Below are 25,269 nucleotides of genomic sequence, written 5' to 3'. Positions count from 1 at the left end.
TCGCATTGCTCTTTACCTATACGGGACTATCACCCTCTATGGCCTGTCTTTCCAAACAGTTCTAATTCATCGCAACTCGAACATTGCAGTCCTACAACCCCGGCACTGCCGTAACAGCACCGGTTTGGGCTAATCCGCGTTCGCTCGCCACTACTAGCGGAATCACTTTTGTTTTCTCTTCCTCCGGGTACTTAGATGTTTCAGTTCCCCGGGTTCGCCTCCTTATAGGATAACATGTCTTCAACATGCTGGGTTGCCCCATTCGGATATCCACGGATCAAATCGTATGTGCCGATCCCCGTGGCTTTTCGCAGCTTATCACGTCCTTCTTCGCCTCTGAGAGCCTAGGCATTCCCCATACGCCCTTGTTTAGCTTATTGTACTTTTTGCTTTTTTAATGAGTTCGGAAGTCTGTACCGCTCGCGTGGTACAGAAATCCTTAAATTAATTATTGCTTATAGAACCGGATAAATCCGATCCTAAAATTTCATGTATCTTTTTTTCAATATGTCAATGAACTTCTTTCCGCACTGCGGAACCGTGGAGAATATCGGAGTCGAACCGATGACCTCCTGCGTGCAAGGCAGGCGCTCTAGCCAGCTGAGCTAATCCCCCATTGTGGAATTCAGAATTATGAATTCAGAATTACGAATGTTGAATCCCCTTGCTTCTAGAATTTCCTTTAATTAGTAGTCTCAGGCAGACTCGAACTGCCGACCTCTACATTATCAGTGTAGCGCTCTAACCAGCTGAGCTATGAGACTCTACTTAATTATTGTAATTATAAATCAACAGCTTTGAGAACAGACTATCTCTTGCAACAGTCTTGATACCTTTGGTCGTCTTTCTCTAGAAAGGAGGTGTTCCAGCCGCACCTTCCGGTACGGCTACCTTGTTACGACTTAGCCCTAGTTACCGATTTTACCCTAGGCCGCTCCTTGCGGTGACGGACTTCAGGCACTCCCAGCTTCCATGGCTTGACGGGCGGTGTGTACAAGGCCCGGGAACGTATTCACCGCATCATGGCTGATATGCGATTACTAGCGATTCCAGCTTCACGGAGTCGAGTTGCAGACTCCGATCCGAACTGTGATAGGGTTTATAGATTCGCTCCGCCTCGCGACGTGGCTGCTCTCTGTCCCTACCATTGTAGCACGTGTGTAGCCCAGGACGTAAGGGCCGTGATGATTTGACGTCATCCCCACCTTCCTCACGGTTTGCACCGGCAGTCTTGCTAGAGTTCCCATCTTTACATGCTGGCAACTAACAACAGGGGTTGCGCTCGTTATAGGACTTAACCTGACACCTCACGGCACGAGCTGACGACAACCATGCAGCACCTTGTAAGTAGTCCGAAGAAAGACCTATCTCTAGATCATGCAACTTACATTTAAGCCCTGGTAAGGTTCCTCGCGTATCATCGAATTAAACCACATGCTCCACCGCTTGTGCGGGCCCCCGTCAATTCCTTTGAGTTTCATTCTTGCGAACGTACTCCCCAGGTGGGATACTTATCACTTTCGCTTAGCCACTCAGACCGAAGTCCGAACAGCTAGTATCCATCGTTTACGGCGTGGACTACCGGGGTATCTAATCCCGTTCGCTACCCACGCTTTCGTCCATCAGTGTCAATACATTGTTAGTGATCTGCCTTCGCAATTGGTATTCTATGTAATATCTATGCATTTCACCGCTACACTACATATTCTAACCACTTCACAATCATTCAAGATAACCAGTATCAAAGGCAATTCTACGGTTGAGCCGCAGACTTTCACCTCTGACTTAATCATCCACCTACGGACCCTTTAAACCCAATGATTCCGGATAACGCTTGGATCCTCCGTATTACCGCGGCTGCTGGCACGGAGTTAGCCGATCCTTATTCTTACGGTACCGTCAGGCCGCTACACGTAGCGGTGTTTCTTCCCGTATAAAAGCAGTTTACAACCCATAGGGCAGTCTTCCTGCACGCGGCATGGCTGGATCAGGGTTGCCCCCATTGTCCAATATTCCTCACTGCTGCCTCCCGTAGGAGTCTGGTCCGTGTCTCAGTACCAGTGTGGGGGATCCCCCTCTCAGGGCCCCTACCTATCGTCGCCATGGGGTGCCGTTACCACTCCATCTAGCTAATAGGACGCATAGTCATCTTGTACCGATAAATCTTTAATGCAAGGACCATGAAGTCTTTGCATACTATGGAGTATTAGTCAGAATTTCTCCTGGTTATTCTCCAGTACAAGGCAGATTCTATACGCGTTACGCACCCGTGCGCCGGTCGTCATCAAAAAAGCAAGCTTTTCCATGTTACCCCTCGACTTGCATGTGTTAGGCCTGCCGCTAGCGTTCATCCTGAGCCAGGATCAAACTCTTCATCGTTAAATTTTTAAGTCTTGTATGACTTGTGTTCTTAACGGCCTCAGAAATCTTTCTTGGTACTCAAAATGGTCTATTCTCTTTGTCGAGAAACACCGTTTCCGATGTCCCTCTTACGCTGTCGATTCAATATGTCTATGAACTTCTTTTCTCTTTACCCAACTCGTTTCCTCGTTAAGCGGGTGCAAATATAAAACCCTTTTTTTAATCTCACAACGGTTATCTGGATTTTTTTTAAGTTTTTTTCTTTCGATAAAAACCGTGCCAAAAACTATCGGTGAACTCTCGCCGCAAACGGCGCTGCCGTTTTTAGCGGCTGCAAATGTACAGCCTTTTTTCTTTCCGCCAAATGTTTTTTTGACTTTTTTTTCGGAACCTTTTCCAGGCCCCAAAAACACATCCCGAACAACCTCTCTATGAACTCCCGCCGCAAACGGCCGTACCGTTTTTAGCGGCTGCAAATATACCACCCTTTTTTATTCCCAAACAAACTTTTTGGGGACTTTTTTTTGGTTTTTTTCGGAACACGACCCTAACACGCTCTTTTGTTGAAAGTTGGAACGGAAAGTTTTTTGTGCAGCTTAACAGAACAGAACCGTCGTTCCGTTCCGTTCCTTCCCTTTTCAATGCACACATGTACCTGGACTATACCGACCGTAATGGCTCGAGTGCTGAATTCCACCCCAGAACCTCGCGCCTGGGATTGGAGAGGGCCCCTTTTGGAGGCACGGCAAAAAGGTACAGCGCAAGGCACGGCCCCAGGCAACGCCATAAAAAACCAATATTGACCTACAGAAAGAAGTTCCATACTATACCAAAACGGATAATAAAATCGCGATAGGGGTAATTGGGAGCCGAGTAATAATTATATCCTGTAAAGGAAGAGTTAAAATGTTCGGCCTTAAAATAGATTCTGGTTTGGCGAATTTTAGCATTTAAAAAGTAATCGAACCGGGGAAAGCCTCCGTACTTTTGTTTGGTTTGAGTATAAAATTCAGCCAAAACCGGACTGTAAGCGTCCATATAATACTCCGTAAAATAATTTAAGGTTACACCTGTTTGCAAATACAAAGCCTTTTGAAACAAGTGGCTTGAAAAATAAAGAGTGTTTCTGGTATTGAACTCTGGCATGTTTAAGACCTTATTATCGTCCTTTACATTTTGATACATTATAGTGTTGGCCAAAGCAAACTTTCCAAACTTTATTTCATTTTCGAATTTAAGCCTAAGATAGTTTATCGTGCTGCTGTTTTGATAGGGTCTTACCTGAAGCGTATCGGCTTCCTTCTTAAAATAAACATAATCGTTTATGGTTGAAAAATCTACAGTGACTTTGGCATAATTTTTCAAATTTAATTGAAATGCCAACTGTTGGGTTTCTGTGTTATTAAAATTTTGCTGCCAGTTGTAATTTGTGTAATTGCTTTGGTAAAGCAAGGTATTGTAATTTGGCGCATGCGAACTGTGGTTTATTGATGCTTGAGCAGAAATATCGTCTTCTAACTTAAAACCAGCGGTGGCCTTTATAAAGTTTCCTTCAAAATCACCGGACACATTTACCCCCATCTCACCCTTAAGGTTAAACCCTTTATATTGTTTCTGATATGCTCCACCTGCAGAAAACACATTGCCTTTTAAGCGATTTGTTATGGTCTGCCCATTCAACAGTACCAACTTGTTATAACCATAATTATAGTTATTATTACTAATATTGAATTGGAAGTTACCCAACAGGTGATTATAATACTCTAGCTGTAATTTGTTATAAAAATTTTCGAGTGTCACCCGTTCTTTTAGGTTTCTCGCATTAAAAGTTTCCCCGAAAAAACCTGTATCAGCTGTAGTTTGGCTAAACTCAAAATACTTGTCTTCAAACGAAATGATATGCCTAAGATCTAGTTTGTTTTTTTCTAAAAATTTGCCCTTCGGCTTTTTAACACTAATAGAATCGTTTAAGGAATCTGTCTGAACCTCCACCAGTTCCTGTTCAGTATGATTAAAGACATTATAGCTGTGGTTTAAGTAAAAGCGCTTACCGCGCAACATGCTTTCTGCATTTTCAAAATTAACATCCAAGATAGAGCGATCTAAAAACTCGGGCTCTCCCGTTTCGAAAGGCTCAATACTATTATCAGCCAGCCCGCCGTTTTCTTGGTTCATTAAATCTTGGGTAACAATATGTCCTCTTGCTTTATAGCGTTTATTTCTGGATTGATAATTAGATGTAAACCTAAAATTGCCTGTACTTGTTAGTATATTTTGATACTTACCTAGAGACCGCAGGCCCTTATAGGCTATAGAAAAGTTGAATTGTGGCGAGGTGTTAACAGTAAAAAATGAATCGACAAGCTGGCCTTGCTCGAAAGCTGTCCTGAAAAACAGCTCGGTTAACGGTGTTGGTACACGATAATAATATATATCGTCCACCTCCATATAATTGAAATGCCTGGCTCGCGCACCAAAAAGCGGCATTAAGCTTGTATTTTGAAAATCGAAAGTTAGACTATTGTAAGTCTGACCCAGATTTGCAAAGGGAATCAGTCCAAAGTTATCTTTTCTTAAATAATTAAATTTATAGTCTTTTTTAATGGTTAGAGAAGTATCCACATAAGTTGTATCGTTTTCGGACGAAATAATAAGGTAATCTTCTATTTTTGCGCCTTTGTCGGTCGCTTCGTCTAATCCTGTAATCTTTTTTAAGGCACCAATCACTTTTGGCGAATCTTTTTCTTTTGAAGACCTTTTTAAGGAGTCTTGTCTTGACACCGCAGCCTTTCTTTCTACTTTTTCAGCTCCAACTTCTTTATCTTGCGCTTGAAGACCTTTTATAACGAACAGTAAAAAGATAAATAAAATTACTTTTTTCATAATGCCTATTGAAGTTGCAAATGTAAACACAAAATATGATAACGCTAAAAAGAGAATAAATTATTTATTGCCCATCTATTTTACCCAAAAACGGTTTGAAACTCTACACAAAAAACCATCGATCAGTCTTTATTATAAAATTATATCTTGCACAACAATTCTTAAAAACATATCATAGCCCCAAGCTACAACCCAAAATTAAATTCACTTTAATCAACTCTTGTATTAAATGTTACTAACCAAACACTCCAAATACACATTAGAATGTGGCACAGACGAAGCTGGCCGTGGCTGCTTGGCGGGACCAGTCACCGCTGCAGCTGTGATTCTTCCAAAAGATTTTGAAAATGCCATTTTGAACGATTCGAAACAACTCAGCAAAAATAAACGAGAAATTTTAAAACCTATAATTGAAACCCAAGCTTTAACTTTTGGGGTCACCCACGTTTTTCAGGAAGACATTGATATCATAAATATTTTAAATGCTTCTATTTTGGCCATGCACCAATCTATAGTACAACTAAAACCACAACCCGAATTTATTATTGTTGACGGTAATAAATTTAAGCCCTACCAAGACATCCCTTTTGAAACCATAATAAAAGGAGACGGTAAATACCTAAGCATTGCGGCCGCTTCTGTTTTGGCAAAAACTTACAGGGATGCATACATGAGTAAAATCCACGACGAGTTCCCCATGTATAATTGGAAAAAAAACAAAGGCTACCCCACCAAAGAACACAGAGCGGCCATTAAAAAGTATGGCATAACAAAATACCATAGAAAATCGTTTAGGTTGCTCCCCGAACAATTAAAGATGGACCTTTAAATTTTTAATGCACCACAAAAAATATTAGGTTTGTAAAAATTAATTTTTATCCATGAGATTATTTTGCCTCTCCCTCCTGCTTATTACGGTTTTCAACTGTTCAAACTCTTACAAAAAAAGCAATAGCTTAATAGATTTCGTTCCAAAAGAGGCCGAGATTATTGTACGCACTTCTAACTTAGAAAGTCTGAAAAGCAGCGTTAAAAACAGTGGGCTTTTAAATCAACTATTGAACACCAAAAATTACTCTACATTAGAAAATAAATTAAATCACTTAACACATTTAAAGCCTTTAAACGATTTTTTAATTTGTTTTTCGACCGACGAAAACGACAGCTTGCAATATGCCATAATTACCAAGCTTGACAAAAAGCTGTTCAAAACCGATTCTTTAAAAGATTACATGGAAGAATCGATTACTTATAAAAACAAAACAATAACCAAATCGACGTTGAACCAAAGCGTTTTTTATAGTACGGTGATAGATAGCGTATTTTTCGCATCGTCTTCACCAAAGCTGACCTCTGCAGTTTTTGAAACCAAAACGCCAGATACCGAGTTAAGAAAAATAATCAATACTACAAGCAACAACAAAACGCTTTCGCTAATTATAAAACCAAACAACGGCCTGATAAGAACCGTTTTTATAGAAGATTCGTTAAACCTCAAACAATTCTCGGAATATGTGGCAATAGACCTCGATTTAGAGCAAAACGAATTGTATTTCAACGGCATCACTAAAGCTAACGACTCCACCGAAAGTTTAGTGAACGTGTTTAAAAATACCATCCCACAACAAAATGAGGTGCCCAAAATAGCCCCTTCCAGCAGCGATGGCTTTTTAAGTATCACTTTTGATTATTTTAATACTTTTAAAACTAATTTAAGCCGTTTCAACAAACAAGATTCTTTAGCCAATACCTCAACACTTTTCAATAATATTTCTGAAATCGGTATTATCTATGAAGGCGAAAACAAGGCCGTTATATTAAATTCTGTTGATGTTATTGCTACCGAAGAAGCCCTTTTAAGCGAACAGACAAAAGTCGACTCATATCGCGATGTTGACCTTTATGATTTTAGCAGTCCTAACCTGTTTTACAATACATTTTCTCCATTTATAACCTTCAAAAAAGCTAATACCTATTGTATTCTGGACCACTTTTTTGTGTTTACCGATAACCGAGACATACTCGAAAATATTATTGCAGATTACCAAAACGAATCAACATTAGCCAACCAAAGTCACTTTGACGCTATGAGTAACAAATTGAGTAGCGCGGCTTCTATCCTACAGGTAAGCAACACCTCTACACTTAAAACTATTTTTGACAAAAATTTAGGTCACGATGGAAATTACAAACTAAAAAACGATAATATTTCGGCCATTCAATTTATTTACGACAACCATTTTGCACATGTTAATGGTATAATAAGCAAAAGCAAAACCAAAGCTGAACAAAATTCGGTTTCTGAGGAACTCAACATAAAACTTGACCACGATATTTTAAACAGCCCACAGTTTGTAAAAAACCACGTTACAGGCCAAAAAGAAATAGTGGTTCAAGATGTAAACAACAACTTGTACTTAATTTCGAATACAGGAAAAATCCTTTGGAAAAAACAACTTCAAGGCAATATTTTAGGAAACATAGAACAAATTGATATTTACAAAAACGGAAGATTACAATTGGTTTTTGCCACACCAAACCGTGTTTACGTTTTAGATAGAAACGGAAAGGAAGTACCCCCATTCCCTCTAAGGCTTAACGATAAAATCACTCAGCCTCTTTCTGTGTTCGATTACGACAAACGAAAAAACTACAGGCTAATGGTTACCCAGGGTAAAAACGTGTTAATGTACAACACCAAAGGCAATATTGTAAAGGGCTTTACTTTTAAATCTGCTAATGGTGCCATTATTTCCCAACCCAAACATTTTAGAATTGGCAGGAAAGATTATCTAGCTTTAAAAACCAAGAACAAACTATACATTTTAGATAGAACAGGAAAAACCAGGGTAACACCCAAAAGCCAAAGCAATTACTCTAATCAACCTGTGTTTTTGTATAAGAATAAATTCACTACAACTACTGACAACGGAAAGCTTTTTTCTGTTGACACCAGAGGAAATGTATCGAGTGCAGACTTGAACCTTTCTGAAAATCATTTTTTAGAAACTACAAGCAAGACCTTAGTAACTCTAAGCGAAAACAAACTGTCCATTAAAAACAAAACAACCGAAATGGATTTTGGCAACTATACAGCGCCCAGCATTTTTTACATCTATGATAAAATTTACGTATCTACCACCGATTTGCAATCACATAAGGTTTATCTTTTTGACAGCCAATCTAAATCTATACCCAATTTTCCTCTTTACGGAAGTTCTTCCATACAATTAGACAACATAGATCAAGACAGAAATTTAGAATTTGTTGCCAAGGGCGAAAACAACGCTATAATCCTTTATCAAATCAATTAGTTTTCAGCAGTTAAGTTATAAGGCTAAACAAACTATGAAACCTAAAATTTTATACGATAAAATTTTAGGCAGTAATTTGTCAGTAAAAAACTAATCTTTATATTTAACCCAGCTATTAATCAATCTGTTATAAATTGAGATACATACAAAAAGAATCTCTCATTAATCTTTTTGCACTGCTCGTGCACAATATAGTAATCCATCATAAAATTTAACGACAACCAAATCGCAAGTCCTCAAATCTGTGGCACCAAAGTGTAATGCTTTGGTGCTTTTTTTTCACTTTTTACTTTTGAAATTAGTACTATTGCAACACTAATTCTTAAGATATGATTTCTAGAAAAAATGCATCTATTTCAAAATTTATAATTCATAAAGTTGGAAACAAATTCAACGACACAAAAAACGCCTTTTCGGAAAAATTGGTGGAATTCGACGAGGCCAGCTACGATTTAATGCTTCCTTTTTTATTGCGGCCATTTGCTAGCGTGGTACAAAGCTACCGATTTAACCACCATGCCAATATTGCCCTGAATGAAATTAACAGCTATGCCAATCAAATATTAGGGGAAGACGATGATTTTATAGACGTTTCAAAACACATCGTTATGCACTTATACGAACAATCCAATTCAGCTAACATTAAAACTGGAGATGTGTTGGTTGTTATGTTTGAAGGTATTGAGTTTAACGATATAAGCACCAATGCCTTGGGAATTTTTAAAATTGAAAATAAAGTAAACTTTTTTCAAACCTATTTAGAAAACAATAGTTATGATGTATTGGTACAGAAAGGGATTAGCTCAAAAAAAGTAGATAAAGGCTGCCTCATTCTTAACCAAAACGACACCGAAGGCCCTATTGTTTTTAGCGTTGACAATAACAGTTACGACACGCAATATTGGCTCAATCATTTTTTAAACATCAAGTATGCCGACGATGCCAACAACCATACCCAGCAGTATATTGAATTATGTAAAGATTTTTCAACCGAAATTATAAAAACCACCTATGGCGTCAAAGAAAGAAACACGTTTTTAACCAAAACCATCGATTTCTTTAAGGAAAACGAAGTGGTGAACATCGAGCGTTTTAAAGACGAACTGTTTGAAGAAGACAAACACAAAAAAGAGTTTGACAGCTTTAAAAAAGAGTTTGAGGGCGAACAAAACCTAGTCATCAGAAATCAGTTTGACGTTGCCGAAGCTGTCGTAAATAAAGAGAAACGAAAAATAAAAACTGACATAAAACTAGATACCCACATTCAAATAAAATTGGACATTGATGCTCCCGATGCCTCAACCGAATATTTGGAGCGCGGTTACGACGAGGACAAAAAAATGCATTATTACAAAGTGTTTTTTAACGCTGAAGACTAAAACGGGTGAAAATTATCTCCTAAAAAAACAAAAGCCTTTCAGAATTTAATTTTCCGAAAGGCTTTGATATTTAGTTTGCTTTAACTTGCTATTTTTTTATAATCGTTTTGTTAACCACCCCTTTTTCGGTAACTACCTTCAACACATAAACTCCAGAACCCCTTTTGAGGTTCACTTTAGCCGTGTTGTTAACAATTTCGTTTTTGTTTACAGAGAACACCTGTTTTCCCAACATATTGAATACAGCAATGTGCTTTATAATTCCTACTGCAACAAGATCAACATTAAAAGCATCTTTGAATGGTACTGGATATATTTTTACCGAAGAATTATCAATAACATAGTCTTGAACCGATAAAGCACCTTCATTTTGACTGCTTATAATATCTTCTACTAAACTATTTAAATACACTTCTACATTGGTGTAAGCTCCATCTAGAGAAGTAGATGCTCCATCTGAAGCATTGTTTTTGTCAAGCCCGTTAGCATCTTCCCAGTCGTCAGGCATACCATCATTATCAGAATCAACTGGTGCCGTTGTTGAATTATATGTTGGCCATCCGTTAACATCAGCCTGCGTATCAATAATACCATTGGCACTGCCATTCGAGCCATTATAGGTAAAAGTTCCATTTTCTGTTTCGTTAACTATGCGCTCATCTATAGCATCACGAACCAACGAAGCACCACCAAATGCCAGAACCTTATTATAAGCCTCGGTTGCCGAATGTGTAGTTACATTACCCTGAATATCTAATGGCGTATCTAACTTCATCGCTGCTTTATCGGATTCTGTAACGGGTATAGAATACTCACAAGTTATGGTGTTGCCATTAATGTCCTTACAAGTGCCTGAATATGAATAATACGAACCGTGATATTGATTATAAACACCATAAGCCCAATTATCGTTTGTAGAATTGGCATGACCATCTACATAATTTCCATTGATATAAAACTTGCCCCACGTATCATAAACCGCAGTCCCCTTTACTTTGTTTTTATCAATAGACATAATTCTTCCTTGCTTTGAATATCCATTATTAGCCATGGTTGCTGGCCCGGGTTTGTAATAATTGTTAATCATATTAACATTCATAGCCTCACCACCGTAAGCACTATTATTTCCCCAGTTATAAATTACGTTGTTTCTAATATCAACCAAATCGGTAAGTGCAAAAGCCGAACCGGCATACTCACCAAGCCTTGCGTTTCTACTATCGTGATGTGCTAATAAATTATGGTGAAACGAAGCGTTTTTGCCACCCCAAATACCACCATAGCCATGTCTGCCTTTTTCGTGAACTGAATTTCGAAGGCTTTCTGCTATAATACACCATTGTACCGAAGTGTTTTCGTTATTGTAAAATGACACACACTCGTCTGTTGACCAACTCATAGAACAATGGTCTATAATTATTCTATTGTGAAACCGCCCCCCTATGGCATCACCTTCATGCTGGGCTTCGTCACCCATTCGGAACCTTAAAAAGCGAATAATAACATTATCGGCATCAATAGACACCGAATAATTTTTCAAACAAATCCCATCGCTAGGGGCAGATTGCCCAGCTATGGTAATATTATTATTAGTGATTTTTAAATCCCTGGTCAATTCAATAATCCCAGAAACCTTAAACACCACTATTCTAGGACCATAAGCTTCTACAGCTGCGCGTAAACTTCCAGTTCCGGAATCATTTAAATTGGTTACATAAATAACTTGGCCACCTCTACCTCCGGTGGCTATTTTTCCAAACCCCTCAGCACCTGGAAAAGCAGGTGGATCAACAACAAAATTGTTTGATAGGTTTGAAGAAACCTCAAGTTTATTTTCCTTTTCTTTTACAATAAAAGCACAAAAAACAAACGGGAGCATTAACAATAGTAGCTTTTTCATAATAGTTTATCTTAGTTATGTAAATTTAGTTTTTTGTTAGCTATCAAATTTAGTTGATTTTTGGACAGTTAACATTGTTTTAATTATTTTATTACGACCTTATGAGACTTTATCTAATTCTAACCAAAACCTTTAAATTGCTCGACAAATAAATTATACTTCTAAAAAATGAATAATGTTCTAATTCTATTATTTTTTTTGTATTCAACAATAGCTTTTGGTCAGGATTCCAATTTTGAAAGACTGCATCAATCTGAAACATGGAAACTAAAATTCGACAACTCCAACTATGGCTCAAAAAACTGGCAAAAGCATTGGTTTTTGGATGGAAAACATGCAAAAGTTGAGTTAAACGACAAAGGCTTGAACTTCATGGCAGGCCCAATTGAAAGAGATGATGCCTGCCATGCCGTACTTTGGACAAAACAATCATTTAAAGGCGATATAAAAATAGAATACGAATACACCCGAACCGACACAAAACAAAAGTGGGTTAACATATTATACATTCAAGCAACAGGTGCAAAACCCTTTAATAAAGACATTTATAAGTGGAAAGAAAAAAGAGCTATCCCAGCCATGAAAACCTATTTTAACCATATGAAACTTTTACATATTAGTTACGCCGCTTTTAACAACCATACTGGACAGGAATATGTTAGAGCGCGATATTACCCCGTTCCAAAGGGCAAGAGTTTTAACACTAGTACAGACATTCAACCCGATGCCTTCAATACTGGTCTTTTTAAGCCCAATATCACCTATAAAATAACGGCCATTAAAACGAAGAAATGGCTTTACTTCTATGTTAAAGGTGAAAACGAAAGCCGATTATTCTCCTGGGACATTTCTAATATTGATTCTATTAAAGAGGGGCGCATCGGACTGCGGCATATGTTTACACGTTCGGCAAGATATAAGAATTTTAAGGTGTTCTCCAAATGACATTTTAGTACCGCTATGGTTACAAACTAAATCACCTAGCGTCTTGAAACGGCATAAAAAAAGCTTCTCATTTCTGAGAAGCTTTCAAATATTTTAAACTTTTTTGTTTATACTATAAAGAAGCAACATGTTTCGCCAAACCAGATTTAAGGTTAGCGGCTTTATTAGCATGTATAATATTTTTCTTAGCAAGTTTATCCAACATAGAAACAACAGAAGGAAACAAAGCTTCAGCCTCTTTCTTATCAGTCAACTCACGTAACTTTTTAATAGCATTACGCGTAGTTTTGTGCTGGTACTTGTTAACCACACGTCTTGACTCGTTTCTTCTAATTCTTTTTAATGCTGACTTATGATTTGCCATTTTGCTTTTTTATTTATAAAATATTGTAGCCCGTAGGGGAATCGAACCCCTCTTACCAGGATGAAAACCTGGCGTCCTAGCCGATAGACGAACGGGCCATTTTGTTTTGAGTGCGCAAATTTAATACTTTTAATTTAACCTGCAACACTTTTTTTCACCATTTTTTAATGAACAACAATGTTTCCATTGCGGATGCAAAAATACAACTATTTTTAAATGCTGCAAGACCTAAATAATTTTTTTTGAAAAAATTTTACAACAGGTACTTTTACACGACCTTTTTAGTATGCCTTTGCGAACAATACTCTACGTTTTGAGGGGTTTCCTGAATACACACAAACTCCTTCTTCTTCCTTACTATCTAATGGTATACACCTAATAGTAGCCTTTGTCAACTCTTTTATTTTGTCTTCTGTTTCTGTAGTTCCGTCCCAATGGGCAGAAATAAAACCTGATTTAGTTTCTAGCACGGTTTTAAATTCTTCGAATGTATCAACCTTGGTTATGTGTTCGTCCCTAAACTTTAAGGCCTTATTGAACAAAGTTTCTTGTATTTCTGTTAACAAACCTTCTACCTTATTGCTTAAACCATCTAAGGCCACAATTTCTTTACTTAGGGTATCGCGGCGCGCTAACTCAACGGTTCCATTTGCTAAATCTTTTGGTCCTATGGCAATGCGCAATGGCACACCTTGTAATTCGTGCTGAGCAAATTTTGCCCCTGGCCTGTGGGTTGTTCTGTCATCAAATTTAATTGTGATGTTTTTAGCCCTTAAATCTGCCATGATACCATTGGCCACTTCAGTAATGGCCTTTAAATCCTCTTCGCTTTTATAAATAGGTACAATAACCACTTGATTGGGAGCTAAACTTGGTGGCAATACCAGTCCGTTGTCATCACTGTGGGTCATGATTAAAGCCCCCATCAAACGGGTTGACACCCCCCAAGAGGTTGCCCAAACATAATCCTGTTTACCTTCCTTATTGGCAAACTTAACATCAAAGGCCTTTGCGAAATTTTGGCCCAAGAAATGTGAAGTTCCAGCCTGTAAGGCTTTACCATCTTGCATCAATGCCTCAATACAATAGGTTTCGACCGCTCCAGCAAAACGCTCACTTTCGGTTTTTAAACCCTGTATTACAGGAATAGCCATAAAGTTTTCCACGAAAGTGGCATATACATTATTCATCTGCTCTGCTTCAGCCAAAGCCTCTTTTTTGGTTTCATGCGCGGTGTGCCCTTCCTGCCACAAAAACTCTGCAGTACGTAAAAACAAACGGGTACGCATTTCCCATCGTACCACATTGGCCCACTGGTTTACCAAAATAGGTAAATCTCTATACGATTGAATCCAGTTTCTGTAGGTATTCCAAATAATAGCTTCACTGGTTGGCCTAACCACCAGCTCTTCTTCTAATTTAGCTTCTGGATCGACACGCAACTTACCGGGTTTATCGGGATCGTTTTGCAATCTGTAGTGGGTTACAACGGCACACTCTTTTGCAAAACCTTCTGCATTTTTTTCCTCCGCTTCAAATAAACTTTTCGGAACAAACAACGGGAAATAAGCATTTTGATGTCCGGTTTCCTTAAACATTCTATCCAATTCGGCCTGCATCTTTTCCCAAATGGCATAGCCATAAGGCTTAATGACCATACAACCACGAACGGCCGAATTCTCTGCTAGGTCTGCTTTAACAACCAATTCGTTATACCATTTCGAATAATCGTTTGCTCTGCTGGTAAGTTTTTTACTCATATTGAAGTTTTGGCACAAATGTTGTGACTTAGTTAAATAAAAAATAGTTCAGCAAAACTAACTATTTTTGTTATGTTCAACAATAAAATTAAATAGATATGCAATTTAACAACTACATAAAAAGGAAAATGCCAATTGTGGCCCTTTTTGGGCTTCTGCTTGGCTTAGTGTCTTGTGGTTCGTACCAATACGTAGGTTCGAACGACGACGGTATTTATGCCAATCCTGAAAGACGTACAGTATATGAAGAAGCAGTTGTTGAAGTGCCAAACGAAAATAACAGCAACTATTATAAAAACTATTTTAGAACAAAGGCCATTGAATCTGACAGCTACAATGCCGAAGATGCTATATTTACCGATATTGATGCCTATGAAAGTAATAACTTTGAAAACGACACTATAGCCAATAATTATGAAGGTTATGCCGGTTGGGGCCAGAACAGTAATAGTGTAACCATAAACTACATAGATAACGGCTGGAACAACTGGGGCTGGAATGCTGGTTTTGGTTGGGGATGGAACAGCTGGAGATATAACCGATGGGGCAACTATTGGGGCTGGAACAATTGGGGATATTACGATCCGTTTTACTACCCACCCTATTATGGTAGTTTTTATGGTGGATGGGCTTACAATCCTTGGTATGGCAACTACTATGGTTACCCTTACCGATTTGGTAGATATTATGGCTACAACAATTACAGTTACTACGGAAACCGTTATTATAACCGAAGAGGCCTAGCTTACAGTGCAACAAGACGAGGTAGCTATGCACAAAATTATAACCGTTCTGGAAACACAAGCAGACGCAGTAGTGTTAATAATACAAACAGAAGAACATACTCTAAATATAACACTGCCAGACGCAGCAGTGTAAACAGAAACTCATCGTCTACTGTTAACCGAAGAACCTACAATTCTAACGGCACAAGATTTAACTCTGGTGTTACACGCAGAAGCACGGTAACAAGAACCCCTTCAACAAATTCAAAATCAAGAGCATCGTCATCTACAATGAGAAGAAGCTCTAGTCGGGTTTACAGACAGCCAACGCGCAGCAGTAGTTCAAATTCTGGCACTTATAGAAGGTCAAGCTCGTCATCAAGAAACTCGGGCTATTCCCCAAGTAGAAGTTCTGGTTCTCGATCTAGCGGATCGGTATCACGATCTTCTGGAAGTAGCAGAAGCAGTTCTGGATCTCGATCATCAGGTGGCGGAAGAAGACGATAACCCCAAATTTTAAAGAAAAACACAAATGAGAAAGTTAAAATTACTTTGCATAGGTTTACTCTCTATGTCTACGGTTTACGCGCAAGATATAAGCGACGCATTACGTTATTCACAAGACGAAATACAAGGAACCGCACGTTACAGAGCGCTTAGCGGTGCTTTTGGTGCCCTTGGCGGCGATATGAGCGCCGTTAGCATCAACCCCGCAGGTTCAGCAGTTTTTACTAGAAGCCATGCCGCCTTCACAGGTACCAATATGGATATAGAAAATAGCACCGAATATTTTGGCAATTCAACAAATTCAAACATTTCTAATTTTGACATTAGCCAAGCTGGTGCCGCATTTGTATTTGCTAACCGCAACAGCAATTCGCCTTGGCGCAAGTTTACATTAGCCGTAGCTTACGATAGAACAAACAACCACAACAACCAATGGAACGCTGTGGGTTTAAATACGAATGATTTTGTTATTGTTGATAACAATGACACTGAAATAGTACCTGTTAACTCAATTGCAAATTATTTTTACCAATATGCCGACGGTGTTAGATTAGGCGATATTTCCTTAATTGGAGATGAATTTGTTGAAGAAGCCTACCAAGATATTGGTGACGTATTTGGTTTTGCACATCAACAGGCTTTCTTAGGATATCAAGCCTTTGTACTTGATCCTGATATAGATGACGACAATAATACAACCTACAATGCTACTAACACTGTACGTGGAGGAAATTTTTTCCATGATTACCTTTACACCTCAACCGGTTATAACGGGAAAATCTCTTTTAACTTCGCCACTCAATATGAGGACAATCTATATTTAGGTTTAAATGTAAACTCCCATTTCATAGATTACCAACGCACAACGTCTTTATTTGAAGACAACTCAAACGGCGGCCTTATTAACTTTATTAATTTCGACAATACGCTTTCTACAACAGGAAATGGCTTTTCTTTTCAATTAGGAGGTATCATGAAGCTAAGTCAAGAATTTAGATTGGGCGTTACCTACGATTCGCCAACTTGGTACACCATTGAAGAAGAAACCACGCAGTATATCAATTCTAACGAAGCCGATTCAGACATTACATATATTGCAGATATTGTTAACGTTTACCCTAGGTATAAACTTCAAACCCCTGCAAAAATCACAGGAAGTTTAGCTTATGTATTTGGGCAACAAGGTTTAATTAGTTTCGACTACTCAAGAAAAAACTATGGTAACACTAAATTCAAACCCCAAGTTGACTACAGAGATTTAAACGAAGGCATAGCCAATGTGCTTACCGATGCCTCAACCTACCGCTTAGGTGGCGAATACAAACACGAACAATTTAGTTTTAGAGGTGGTTACCGTTTTGAAGAAAGTCCTTATGCCGATGGGGTTACCGTTGGCGACTTAAGCGGCTACTCTTTAGGTTTAGGCTACAATTTTGGAAATACCAAACTAGATATTACTTACGACAGATCCGAACGCAGTTACGCTACTCCATTATATAACGTTGGATTAATTGATACCGCCAACATAGACCGAATAAACTCTAACATCACCATATCATTAAGTTTTAATCTTTAACCTACTTTCTTATTTAATTTAAAAAGGCTTGAACTTATCTGTTCGGGCCTTTTTTTATTGACACAAACCCATCAAAACCAAAACTTTAACATGAAAATTTGACATTAAAAAGTGCTGTTGAAAATGAAAAAATGTCACAAATATCACTCAAAGACACTTGCTAAAGCCTTCAAAAGCTATTTTTTTACAAATGGCATTTAATTTGCATGTAACAGTTTAAAAAACAAATGTTTAACTTAAATTTTTTAACCATGAGCAATTTAGCAACATTACCAAAAAATGGAGGTTTAGCAAATAAAAAAACGTTATCGGGTTTTCCATCATTATCGAGTTGGCTTGATGACTTTTCAATTGGCGAATTTCCATCGTTATTTTCATCAAATTATAATACTGGGCTTTCCCTTCCTAAAGTAAACATCAAAGAAGTAGCAGATGCTTTTGTAGTAGAAATGGCGGTGCCTGGATTTAAAAAATCTGATTTCAATATAAATTTAGAAAACAACACATTATCTATTTCAGCAGAAATCAAAGAAAATAACGAAAGTACAGATGAAGGTTACACACGCAGGGAATTTGGATACTCTTCGTTCAAAAGAATTTTTACACTACCAGAAACCGTAGACGAAGCAAAAATTAACGCTAATTACAACGAAGGTATTCTAAATATTCACCTTCCCAAAAAGGAAGAAGCCAAACAAAAACCTGCAAGAACGATTGAGGTTTCTTAATTAAGAATTTAAATTTACATGGTAACCCAACAAGGCCTGTTTACAGGCCTTTATTATTTTCAAAACACTGCATTACAACAAGTTACACATGATTCAGTTTTTTATCAATATGACAAATATCATAGTTGTACTCTTAAGTATTGGATAATTTTATACCAACCAATAGAAGGATAGTTATCAATTAAAAATTTAAGATCATGGAAGCAAAAAAGAACCCGCAGCTGGAAGTTGGAAGAAATAGCAGCATCTATTTTGCTATTGGGCTAAATGTAATGCTACTTTTTTCATGGCAAGCTCTAGAATACAAAACATACGAGAAAGAAGAAACGGAAATCGAGATTGTTCAAATGGAAGCCCAAGACGAGGAAGATATTCCAATTGTACACATGAACACACCACCTCCCCCACCTCCACCTCCTGCCGTTATACAAACCAACATTGAAATTGTTGAGGATTTGGAAGAGGTTGAAGAAACCATTATCGAAAGTACTGAAACCAATCAAGAAGACGCTATTGTAGAACGAAATGTTATAGACGTGGGCGATGTAAACGTTGAAGAGTACGAAGAAGATGTACAAGTATCGTTTGCTGTAATAGAACAAGTTCCCGTATTTCCCGGATGTGAAGGCAAATCAAAGATTGAAACGAAAAGATGTTTCGAGAAAAAAATACAAGAACATGTCGTTAAGAATTTTAACTACCCACAAACAGCATTAGATTTAGGCATACAAGGCCGTGTATCTGTCATATTCATTATAGATTCTAAAGGTTACACAACCAACGTTCGCTCCAGAGGGCCAGACCAAATTTTAGAAAAAGAAGCTGAGCGCATTATAGGCTCGCTCCCTCAAATGAAACCTGGTATGCAGCGCGGCAAACCCGTAAAAGTATCTTATGCTGTGCCCATATATTTCAAACTAGCAGGAATCTAACTTATTAATTAATAGCAAACCATTATTTCCTGTAGAACCCCTGATGTAAACATCGGGGGTTTTTCTTTATACGGGATTAATATCAAATGTATCTATTTGATTTTTGGCTTTTATTGTAAATTTTACATCTATAGGGTTCGGAAAAACTTTGAAGTTATTTTTTAAAAATTCATCTTCTATCTTTAAAGGTTCTGTAACCTCTACCTTTATTTGAAAAGGTTCGCTATTCCCTTGACCATCGTTAACCACTAAGTTGACAGTTAATTCTCCAATAAAATCAGGATCCGGTATGATAGTATTGTTCGATATAGAATAATTTTCACCACCCAGAACAGTTAACTCAAAATCATTTGGGTAAACATTATTTGGGTCTTCTATTACCAGGTCTTCAATCGATATATACAGAAAAGTATTTTGAGCTGTTGTTAGACTTTTAACGGTTCTTGTAATTATTGGTGAATTGTCATCAATAAACAATGCGCATTTTCTCAGTTCACCGGTCGCATTTATTTCTAAATCACCCAAAATAAAAACATTCTGTCGCCCACATTAAATAAGCCTTTTCCACCTCTAAAGTAATTGAGATTAAATCATTATCAACGGAAAAATTATTGTCTATGTTACCATCTAAATCAATTTTCCCTAATGAGAAAGGATGCCCGTCGACATCGTAATAATTAATTAAAAACGAATCACCCATATAACTCATCCCAAACCTATAACGACTGCCACCTGTGAAGTTTGAATTAATATTGGTAAAAACCCATATCTAAAGCCCCATCAACTTCTAACATATGAATACCTAAATTGCTGTAAATACCATTAAAAGTATTTTTATATGGATAGATAATGATTTCATCATTTTGCAATAAAACTGAAGGTTGATTAATTAAATTAATGAAATAAGACAATAGAACATACTATTTCCCACATGTCCTGTAAAATGATTATTTCTTAGTTAACCTACGCATAGCCACCCATTGTTTCAACATATCTCGCGAATCTTGAGCTGGATAGCCCAACACGGTTTGTCCGGGCAATACGTCGTTCATAACACCTGAGCCAGCGCCAACGGTAGCTCCAGAATTTATAGTAGTATGGTCTTTTATTGATGCAGCACCACCAATAATAACGCCATCACCTAGAGTTACCGAACCTGCCAGTCCGCTATGCCCTGCCATAATACACGAACGCCCCACAACACAGTTGTGAGCTATTTGCACCAAGTTATCTATTTTGCTGCCATCACCTATTATTGTAGAGCTGAATTTAGCCCTATCTACACAGGAATTCGCTCCTATTTCAACATGATGTCCAATAATAACATTGCCTATTTGAGGAATTTTAACTAGCCCACGACCATCATCACTCGGGCGGTAACCAAAACCATCGGAACCAATACTAACGTTAGTATGAAAAATACAATGATTTCCAATAACACAACGTTCCCTGATTACAGTTCCAGACCAAACTACGGTGCTATCGCCTATTATGGTTTCGTCAAAAACGCAAACATTAGGGTACAACACCACCCCTTGCCCAAGAACAACATTTTCTCCTATATAACAATTAGCTCCTATTTTGCATCCTTCTCCAATTTCAGCCGATTCGTGTATTACAGCCGTGGGGTGTACATCACTTTCAAAAACTGGTGGTGAGGGATTAAAAAGCTCAAGAACCTTGGCCATAGCCAAATCGGCATTCTTAACTTTTATAATTGCTCTGTTTTCTCCGGGATCTAACGACAAATTATCATTTACCAATGCTGCACAAGCTTCAGATTCTTCCCAATATTTTAAATATTTAGTACTGCCTATAAATGTAATATGGTGATTTTTTGCCTTTTGCAATTGCTCTGGGCCTACAATTTTCTGAGAAGTATTTCCTATTAATTCGCCTTTTAGTAGATTGTTTATTTCTTGAATCGTGTATGATATCATGTATTTTGTTTTTAGCTTAGTAGAATTGTAAATCTACTGGAAAAAACACTAAAAACACTATTTTACTCCTCTATTCTATTTTCATCAAAAGCTGAAGGCAACAGTTTTGGTATAAATTTTATAACCAATGGCAGCAATAACGCCCCTCCTGGCAGTAAAAAAATGGCCAAACTGGGTATGGATTTAAAAATATCGATTAGTTGGTCTTGCACTTTTTTTTGCTCATCTTGCGTTAAGTCGCGCATTGTAGACTGCGAGAGCAATACCATGAGTTCTTTGCTGTCTTTCAACTCTTGGTATAAGCGTTTACTGTTTCGGGAGATAAGCTTATATACCATTTTGCTTGAGTTGTTATAAAAACTCTGAACAATATTTTTCGAACTTAAAAGCGCGATATTATCCTTGTGGGTGGTATAAAAATGATTTACCGTTTTTATAGACTGTAACACACGTGAGAGTTCCAGGTTTAAATCGCAGCCCAAACGTTCTAAAAATTGTTCTTCTTTAACATCAATCATTTGGTCGCTCCAGGTCGCCATGCAAGATATATCTAAAATATAATATTTTTCTTGTGGCGTCTTTAAAAGTCCGATAGCCTTGCTGTAAGTTAAATTTTTGTTGTCCTGAAAACGCAAAGATGATTCAAACAACTTTATCAAACTCTCATCATATTGGTTTTTTTCAGCTTTAGAATTTAGCACGTCCAACGTTATAGCAACTATGGAAGCCTCTAGGTTTTTTATATAATCAACGCTAATACAGTCATCTCTCAAATATTCGATATAAGCCAAAACATCTACATAAAGCAAGGCATTAACAATAAAGTAATTGAAGTTTTTTGTCAGCACATTGTCATCAATTTGAATGCGCTTATGTATAATCTTCTCTAATTGCTCATAAGATTTTTTTCCACCCAAAAGCCCTTGAAAAAAAGACGTCTTAATTTCATTTATCGCCGTATAAAAACCAATTACACTCTCTACAAAAGGCGTTTTGTTTTTAGATTTTGAGTATGCGTATAAAAATGAAAGGCACAAATTGGTTTTGCAAAGCTCTTCTTCTGTAAAATCTTTTTTTGGAAAAACCTGCGCTACAACTTCAAAATTACTACCGTAAATAAACCCACAAGACCTTAGAGCATCGTAAAACGATTCTTCATTATACTCTAAAATGAGATTGTTTTTGTCAACCTCCTTTAGCAGTTTCTTTATCCAACCTGAAGCAGATGGGTTCATAAAATCTATTGAATATTGCGGGTATAAAAATAGTATTTTACACAATTTAAACGAAAATATTTTCTTTTACAAAACCACACCTTATTACACAGGTATGGCATAAGCCCCAAAAACACCATCAACAATTTTAGGAATAGGTATTATAGTCTGTATTTTTTTTGCGGTATGCTATCACAAATAGAGCAAGTACGTTTTACGCGTTTTTTTAAAGTTCTCCAAACCACTCTGCCAAGAGGCTTTGATTATTTCTTCAGATAGCCCCGATTCAATTTGTTGTTGAAGCTTAGCGGTACCAGCCAATTTTACAAAGAAATTATTGAAAAAATCCGATTTATCCGAAGTATGATTATAGGCTTCAATCAACCAGTTCAGATTTAATGCTTTTAAATATTCTGAATCCGTCAAATCTTTCCCTTTACATAATTCCCCTTGATGTTTTGGGTATTTCGAGCCTTCATTGGGTTTTGGGGTAAATTGATAACGGAATAACTCAGTATCTAAAAACGGACTCCCAAAAATTTGAAATTGCGTTTCGGTACCGCGCCCAGCGCTCACGTTGGTGCCCTCAAAAAAGCATAAACTCGGGTAGAGGTTTATAGATGTGTCGTTTGGCAAATTCGGACTCGGTTTAATGGGTAAACTGTAAAATGAATCATGACTATAATTTTTAACTGGAATGACCGTCAAATCACACTGCACCCCATTGTTAAGCCATTTTTCACCATTAATCATTTTTGCGTATTCGCCAATGGTCATACCATGCACCACCGGAATGGGGTGCATACCCACAAAACTTCGGTGTTCCATTTCCAAAACAGGCCCATCGATGTAATGCCCATTAGGGTTGGGCCTGTCTAAAATCAATATTGGAATATTTTGTTCGGCGCAAGCCTCCATAACATAATGCAACGAAGAAATATAAGTATAAAAACGTGCGCCTACATCTTGAATATCGAAAACCATAACATCCAAATCTTGTAACTGTTCTTTTGAAGGCTTTTTGTTATTTCCATAAAGCGATACAATGGGCAAATTGGTTCGCATATCAATACCATCCTTTACCGCTTCTCCCGCATCAGCTTTTCCACGAAAACCATGCTCGGGGGCAAATACTTTTTTTACATCAACCTGCAAAGACAATAAAGAATCCACTAAATGGGTGTTTCTAAAAATAAACTTTTCAAAACCTGTCTCTCCAGTTTCTGGGTCACTCCAAAAAAGAGAATCTTTTTCCTTAAAAATAACTGAAGTTTGGTTGGCCACAACTCCAACCCGCTTTCCTTTTAATAAGGGCAAATACAATTTAGTTTGGTTGGCGCCAACAATTATATTAGTATCCTTTACAACTTCCTTCTGAATGACACCTTCTGTCTTCGCACTTCCATCTTCCCGCTTTACCAAGTTTCCACAAGAAATAAACACCAAAACAAATAATAAAACTGTATTTTTGAACACACTAAACTTCATTTAAAAATTGAATTACGAGTTTTTTATAGCTAAACGCATTATTGGCAGTAAAGCGTATAAAAGTAGTGTATCGGCACCAATAATAAAAATTGGCATTGCTGCTATTGCTATCGGTATTATAGTGATGATGGTTGCCATTGCTACGGGCATTGGGTTACAGCAAAAAATACGCGATAAGGTGGTGGCCTTTAATGGTCACGTAACCATTACCAATTACGATAGCAACAACTCGCAAGAAAGTATAGTTCCTATTTCTAAAAACCAGGACTTTTATCCAGAGTTCAAATCGGTTGAAGGCATTGCGCACATTCAAGGTGTGGCTTCAAAATTTGGGGTGATCCGAACTGAAACCGATTTTGAAGGTGTTTACTTAAAAGGTGTGGGCACCGATTACAATTGGAACTATTTCAGTGAGTTTTTAATTGACGGACGTTTACCCGATTACTCGGAAAAACGCAACGAAGAAGTACTGATTTCAGAATATCTCGCCAACCGATTACAATTTAAGGTGGGCGACAAATTTCAAATGGTATTTGCCAAAGACGACCCCGAAAAACTGCCAAATATGATTACATACAATGTGGTGGGCATATACAGTTCTGGATTTCAGGATTTAGATGCCCAATATATTTTGGGCGACATTAGACACTTGCAACGCATCAACCGTTGGGAAGACGACCAAATTGGCAACTTCGAGGTTTTTATTGACGATTACGACGAATTAGAACAAAAAGGCCGAGAAATTTACCAAAATACTCCGTCTACGTTCAATACACAAACAGTTACCGACAAGTACTATTCTATTTTTGAGTGGGTTAAAATTTTCGATAAAAACATTTACGGCATTATTGGTATCATGATACTCGTAGCAGGTATTAATATGATAACCGCCCTATTGGTTTTAATACTGGAGCGTACCCAAATGATTGGCATTTTAAAAGCTTTGGGCAGCAATAATTGGAGTATCCGAAAACTGTTTATTTACAACGCTTCCTATTTAATTTTACTGGGTTTGTTTTGGGGTAACTTAATTGGGTTAAGCTTACTCTTTGCTCAAAAATATTTCAAACTCTTTCCGCTGGATCCGAGCGTATATTACGTTACCGAAGCCCCGGTTTACATCAGTTTCAGCTACATTGTGGCACTTAATATCGGTACTTTGGTGCTGTGCTTGCTTATGCTATTAATCCCCTCGTACATTATCACCAAAATATCACCGGTAAAAGCTATTCGTTTTCAATAGAACAATAATT

Annotated in this window: 18 protein-coding genes, 3 tRNA genes and 2 rRNA genes (1 of these 23 cut by a window edge); 9 read left to right on the top strand and 14 right to left on the bottom strand. The window is 37.6% G+C overall.

Annotated elements, in window-relative coordinates; translation table 11 throughout:
• From GSB9_02711 to GSB9_02706, 6 genes are all read right to left on the bottom strand, one after another.
• A 23S ribosomal RNA gene (locus GSB9_02711) occupies positions 1 to 380 on the bottom strand; it reaches 2,442 nt to the left of the window's first position.
• Positions 381 to 541: 161 nt separating this feature from the next.
• A tRNA-Ala gene (locus tag GSB9_02710) sits at positions 542 to 615 on the bottom strand.
• Between the two features lie 75 nt (positions 616 to 690).
• A tRNA-Ile gene (locus GSB9_02709) sits at positions 691 to 764 on the bottom strand.
• Between the two features lie 89 nt (positions 765 to 853).
• Positions 854 to 2,379, bottom strand: a 16S ribosomal RNA gene (locus tag GSB9_02708).
• Together the 16S and 23S rRNA genes with 2 tRNA genes alongside form the textbook arrangement of a ribosomal RNA operon.
• A gap of 110 nt (positions 2,380 to 2,489) precedes the next feature.
• Positions 2,490 to 2,837, bottom strand: a complete 348-nt coding sequence (locus GSB9_02707; GenBank protein UKM66133.2) for a hypothetical protein — start codon at positions 2,835 to 2,837, stop codon at positions 2,490 to 2,492.
• 328 nt (positions 2,838 to 3,165) lie between these two features.
• On the bottom strand, positions 3,166 to 5,244 hold the full coding sequence (locus GSB9_02706) for a putative porin (protein ID UKM66132.1): 2,079 nt from the start codon (positions 5,242 to 5,244) through the stop codon (positions 3,166 to 3,168).
• Between the two features lie 229 nt (positions 5,245 to 5,473).
• Here GSB9_02706 and GSB9_02704 point away from each other — a divergent pair, with 229 nt between their 5' ends.
• From GSB9_02704 to GSB9_02702, 3 genes are all read left to right on the top strand, one after another.
• Complete coding sequence (locus GSB9_02704; GenBank protein UKM66130.1) at positions 5,474 to 6,073, top strand: ribonuclease HII; 600 nt, start codon at positions 5,474 to 5,476, stop codon at positions 6,071 to 6,073.
• A 52-nt stretch (positions 6,074 to 6,125) separates the two neighbouring features.
• Positions 6,126 to 8,558 (top strand): PQQ-binding-like beta-propeller repeat protein, encoded by a 2,433-nt coding sequence (locus tag GSB9_02703; protein ID UKM66129.1) that lies wholly within the window; start codon positions 6,126 to 6,128, stop codon positions 8,556 to 8,558.
• A 329-nt stretch (positions 8,559 to 8,887) separates the two neighbouring features.
• Positions 8,888 to 9,937 carry a nucleoid-associated protein gene (locus GSB9_02702; GenBank protein ID UKM66128.1) on the top strand — a complete coding sequence of 350 codons (1,050 nt, stop codon included), beginning with the start codon at positions 8,888 to 8,890 and terminating at the stop codon, positions 9,935 to 9,937.
• An 88-nt stretch (positions 9,938 to 10,025) separates the two neighbouring features.
• On the opposite strand, the gene GSB9_02701 is transcribed toward GSB9_02702, so the two are convergent.
• Positions 10,026 to 11,837, bottom strand: coding sequence for a T9SS type A sorting domain-containing protein (locus tag GSB9_02701; protein UKM66127.1), 1,812 nt, complete (start codon positions 11,835 to 11,837; stop codon positions 10,026 to 10,028).
• A gap of 168 nt (positions 11,838 to 12,005) precedes the next feature.
• Between GSB9_02701 and GSB9_02700 the strand changes: the two genes are divergently transcribed.
• Positions 12,006 to 12,782, top strand: coding sequence for a YesU family protein (locus tag GSB9_02700; protein ID UKM66126.1), 777 nt, complete (start codon positions 12,006 to 12,008; stop codon positions 12,780 to 12,782).
• Between the two features lie 112 nt (positions 12,783 to 12,894).
• Here the strand turns inward: GSB9_02700 and rpsT are convergent, their stop codons facing one another.
• From rpsT to proS, 3 genes are all read right to left on the bottom strand, one after another.
• Positions 12,895 to 13,146: a 30S ribosomal protein S20 gene (gene rpsT, locus GSB9_02699; GenBank protein UKM66125.1), complete on the bottom strand. Its 252-nt coding sequence runs from the start codon at positions 13,144 to 13,146 to the stop codon at positions 12,895 to 12,897.
• A gap of 26 nt (positions 13,147 to 13,172) precedes the next feature.
• Positions 13,173 to 13,244 (bottom strand) — tRNA-Glu (locus GSB9_02698).
• A 183-nt stretch (positions 13,245 to 13,427) separates the two neighbouring features.
• Complete coding sequence (gene proS, locus GSB9_02697; protein UKM66124.1) at positions 13,428 to 14,906, bottom strand: proline--tRNA ligase; 1,479 nt, start codon at positions 14,904 to 14,906, stop codon at positions 13,428 to 13,430.
• Between the two features lie 98 nt (positions 14,907 to 15,004).
• Here proS and GSB9_02696 point away from each other — a divergent pair, with 98 nt between their 5' ends.
• From GSB9_02696 to GSB9_02693, 4 genes are all read left to right on the top strand, one after another.
• Positions 15,005 to 16,138: a hypothetical protein gene (locus GSB9_02696; GenBank protein ID UKM66123.2), complete on the top strand. Its 1,134-nt coding sequence runs from the start codon at positions 15,005 to 15,007 to the stop codon at positions 16,136 to 16,138.
• A gap of 25 nt (positions 16,139 to 16,163) precedes the next feature.
• Positions 16,164 to 17,714 (top strand): outer membrane protein transport protein, encoded by a 1,551-nt coding sequence (locus GSB9_02695; GenBank protein ID UKM66122.1) that lies wholly within the window; start codon positions 16,164 to 16,166, stop codon positions 17,712 to 17,714.
• A gap of 251 nt (positions 17,715 to 17,965) precedes the next feature.
• Positions 17,966 to 18,442, top strand: a complete 477-nt coding sequence (locus GSB9_02694) for an Hsp20/alpha crystallin family protein (protein ID UKM66121.2) — start codon at positions 17,966 to 17,968, stop codon at positions 18,440 to 18,442.
• A gap of 197 nt (positions 18,443 to 18,639) precedes the next feature.
• The gene (locus tag GSB9_02693; protein ID UKM66120.1) at positions 18,640 to 19,374 is read left to right on the top strand and encodes an energy transducer TonB; all 735 of its coding nucleotides are present in this window, start codon (positions 18,640 to 18,642) and stop codon (positions 19,372 to 19,374) included.
• 66 nt (positions 19,375 to 19,440) lie between these two features.
• Here GSB9_02693 and GSB9_02692 read toward each other — a convergent pair whose 3' ends face one another.
• From GSB9_02692 to GSB9_02688, 4 genes are all read right to left on the bottom strand, one after another.
• Complete coding sequence (locus GSB9_02692) at positions 19,441 to 19,899, bottom strand: hypothetical protein (protein ID UKM66119.1); 459 nt, start codon at positions 19,897 to 19,899, stop codon at positions 19,441 to 19,443.
• 422 nt (positions 19,900 to 20,321) lie between these two features.
• Positions 20,322 to 21,314, bottom strand: a complete 993-nt coding sequence (lpxD, locus tag GSB9_02690; protein ID UKM66117.1) for a UDP-3-O-(3-hydroxymyristoyl)glucosamine N-acyltransferase — start codon at positions 21,312 to 21,314, stop codon at positions 20,322 to 20,324.
• 62 nt (positions 21,315 to 21,376) lie between these two features.
• The gene (locus tag GSB9_02689; GenBank protein ID UKM66116.1) at positions 21,377 to 22,549 is read right to left on the bottom strand and encodes an LETM1-related biofilm-associated protein; all 1,173 of its coding nucleotides are present in this window, start codon (positions 22,547 to 22,549) and stop codon (positions 21,377 to 21,379) included.
• A gap of 171 nt (positions 22,550 to 22,720) precedes the next feature.
• Entirely contained in the window at positions 22,721 to 24,016 is a 1,296-nt protein-coding gene (locus GSB9_02688) for a DUF1343 domain-containing protein (protein UKM66115.1), read from the bottom strand.
• A gap of 7 nt (positions 24,017 to 24,023) precedes the next feature.
• Between GSB9_02688 and GSB9_02687 the strand changes: the two genes are divergently transcribed.
• Entirely contained in the window at positions 24,024 to 25,259 is a 1,236-nt protein-coding gene (locus GSB9_02687; GenBank protein ID UKM66114.1) for an ABC transporter permease, read from the top strand.
• The last annotated feature ends 10 nt before the right edge of the window (positions 25,260 to 25,269 follow it).

It is taken from the genome of Flavobacteriaceae bacterium GSB9, assembly GCA_022749295.1.
GTDB lineage: Bacteria > Bacteroidota > Bacteroidia > Flavobacteriales > Flavobacteriaceae > Flavisericum.
Note: the sequence above shows the minus strand (reverse complement) of the source record. Positions and strands in the feature narration are given on the sequence as shown.

What these genes read in the sequence shown, in the direction of transcription:
- GSB9_02706 (UKM66132.1), bottom strand. Translation starts at nt 5,244, where the DNA reads ATGAAAAAAGTAATTTTATTTATCTTTTTACTGTTCGTTATAAAAGGT.
- GSB9_02704 (UKM66130.1), top strand. Translation starts at nt 5,474, where the DNA reads ATGTTACTAACCAAACACTCCAAATACACATTAGAATGTGGCACAGAC.
- GSB9_02703 (UKM66129.1), top strand. Translation starts at nt 6,126, where the DNA reads ATGAGATTATTTTGCCTCTCCCTCCTGCTTATTACGGTTTTCAACTGT.
- GSB9_02702 (UKM66128.1), top strand. Translation starts at nt 8,888, where the DNA reads ATGATTTCTAGAAAAAATGCATCTATTTCAAAATTTATAATTCATAAA.
- GSB9_02701 (UKM66127.1), bottom strand. Translation starts at nt 11,837, where the DNA reads ATGAAAAAGCTACTATTGTTAATGCTCCCGTTTGTTTTTTGTGCTTTT.
- GSB9_02700 (UKM66126.1), top strand. Translation starts at nt 12,006, where the DNA reads ATGAATAATGTTCTAATTCTATTATTTTTTTTGTATTCAACAATAGCT.
- rpsT (UKM66125.1), bottom strand. Translation starts at nt 13,146, where the DNA reads ATGGCAAATCATAAGTCAGCATTAAAAAGAATTAGAAGAAACGAGTCA.
- proS (UKM66124.1), bottom strand. Translation starts at nt 14,906, where the DNA reads ATGAGTAAAAAACTTACCAGCAGAGCAAACGATTATTCGAAATGGTAT.
- GSB9_02696 (UKM66123.2), top strand. Translation starts at nt 15,005, where the DNA reads ATGCAATTTAACAACTACATAAAAAGGAAAATGCCAATTGTGGCCCTT.
- GSB9_02695 (UKM66122.1), top strand. Translation starts at nt 16,164, where the DNA reads ATGAGAAAGTTAAAATTACTTTGCATAGGTTTACTCTCTATGTCTACG.
- GSB9_02694 (UKM66121.2), top strand. Translation starts at nt 17,966, where the DNA reads ATGAGCAATTTAGCAACATTACCAAAAAATGGAGGTTTAGCAAATAAA.
- GSB9_02693 (UKM66120.1), top strand. Translation starts at nt 18,640, where the DNA reads ATGGAAGCAAAAAAGAACCCGCAGCTGGAAGTTGGAAGAAATAGCAGC.
- lpxD (UKM66117.1), bottom strand. Translation starts at nt 21,314, where the DNA reads ATGATATCATACACGATTCAAGAAATAAACAATCTACTAAAAGGCGAA.
- GSB9_02689 (UKM66116.1), bottom strand. Translation starts at nt 22,549, where the DNA reads ATGAACCCATCTGCTTCAGGTTGGATAAAGAAACTGCTAAAGGAGGTT.
- GSB9_02688 (UKM66115.1), bottom strand. Translation starts at nt 24,016, where the DNA reads ATGAAGTTTAGTGTGTTCAAAAATACAGTTTTATTATTTGTTTTGGTG.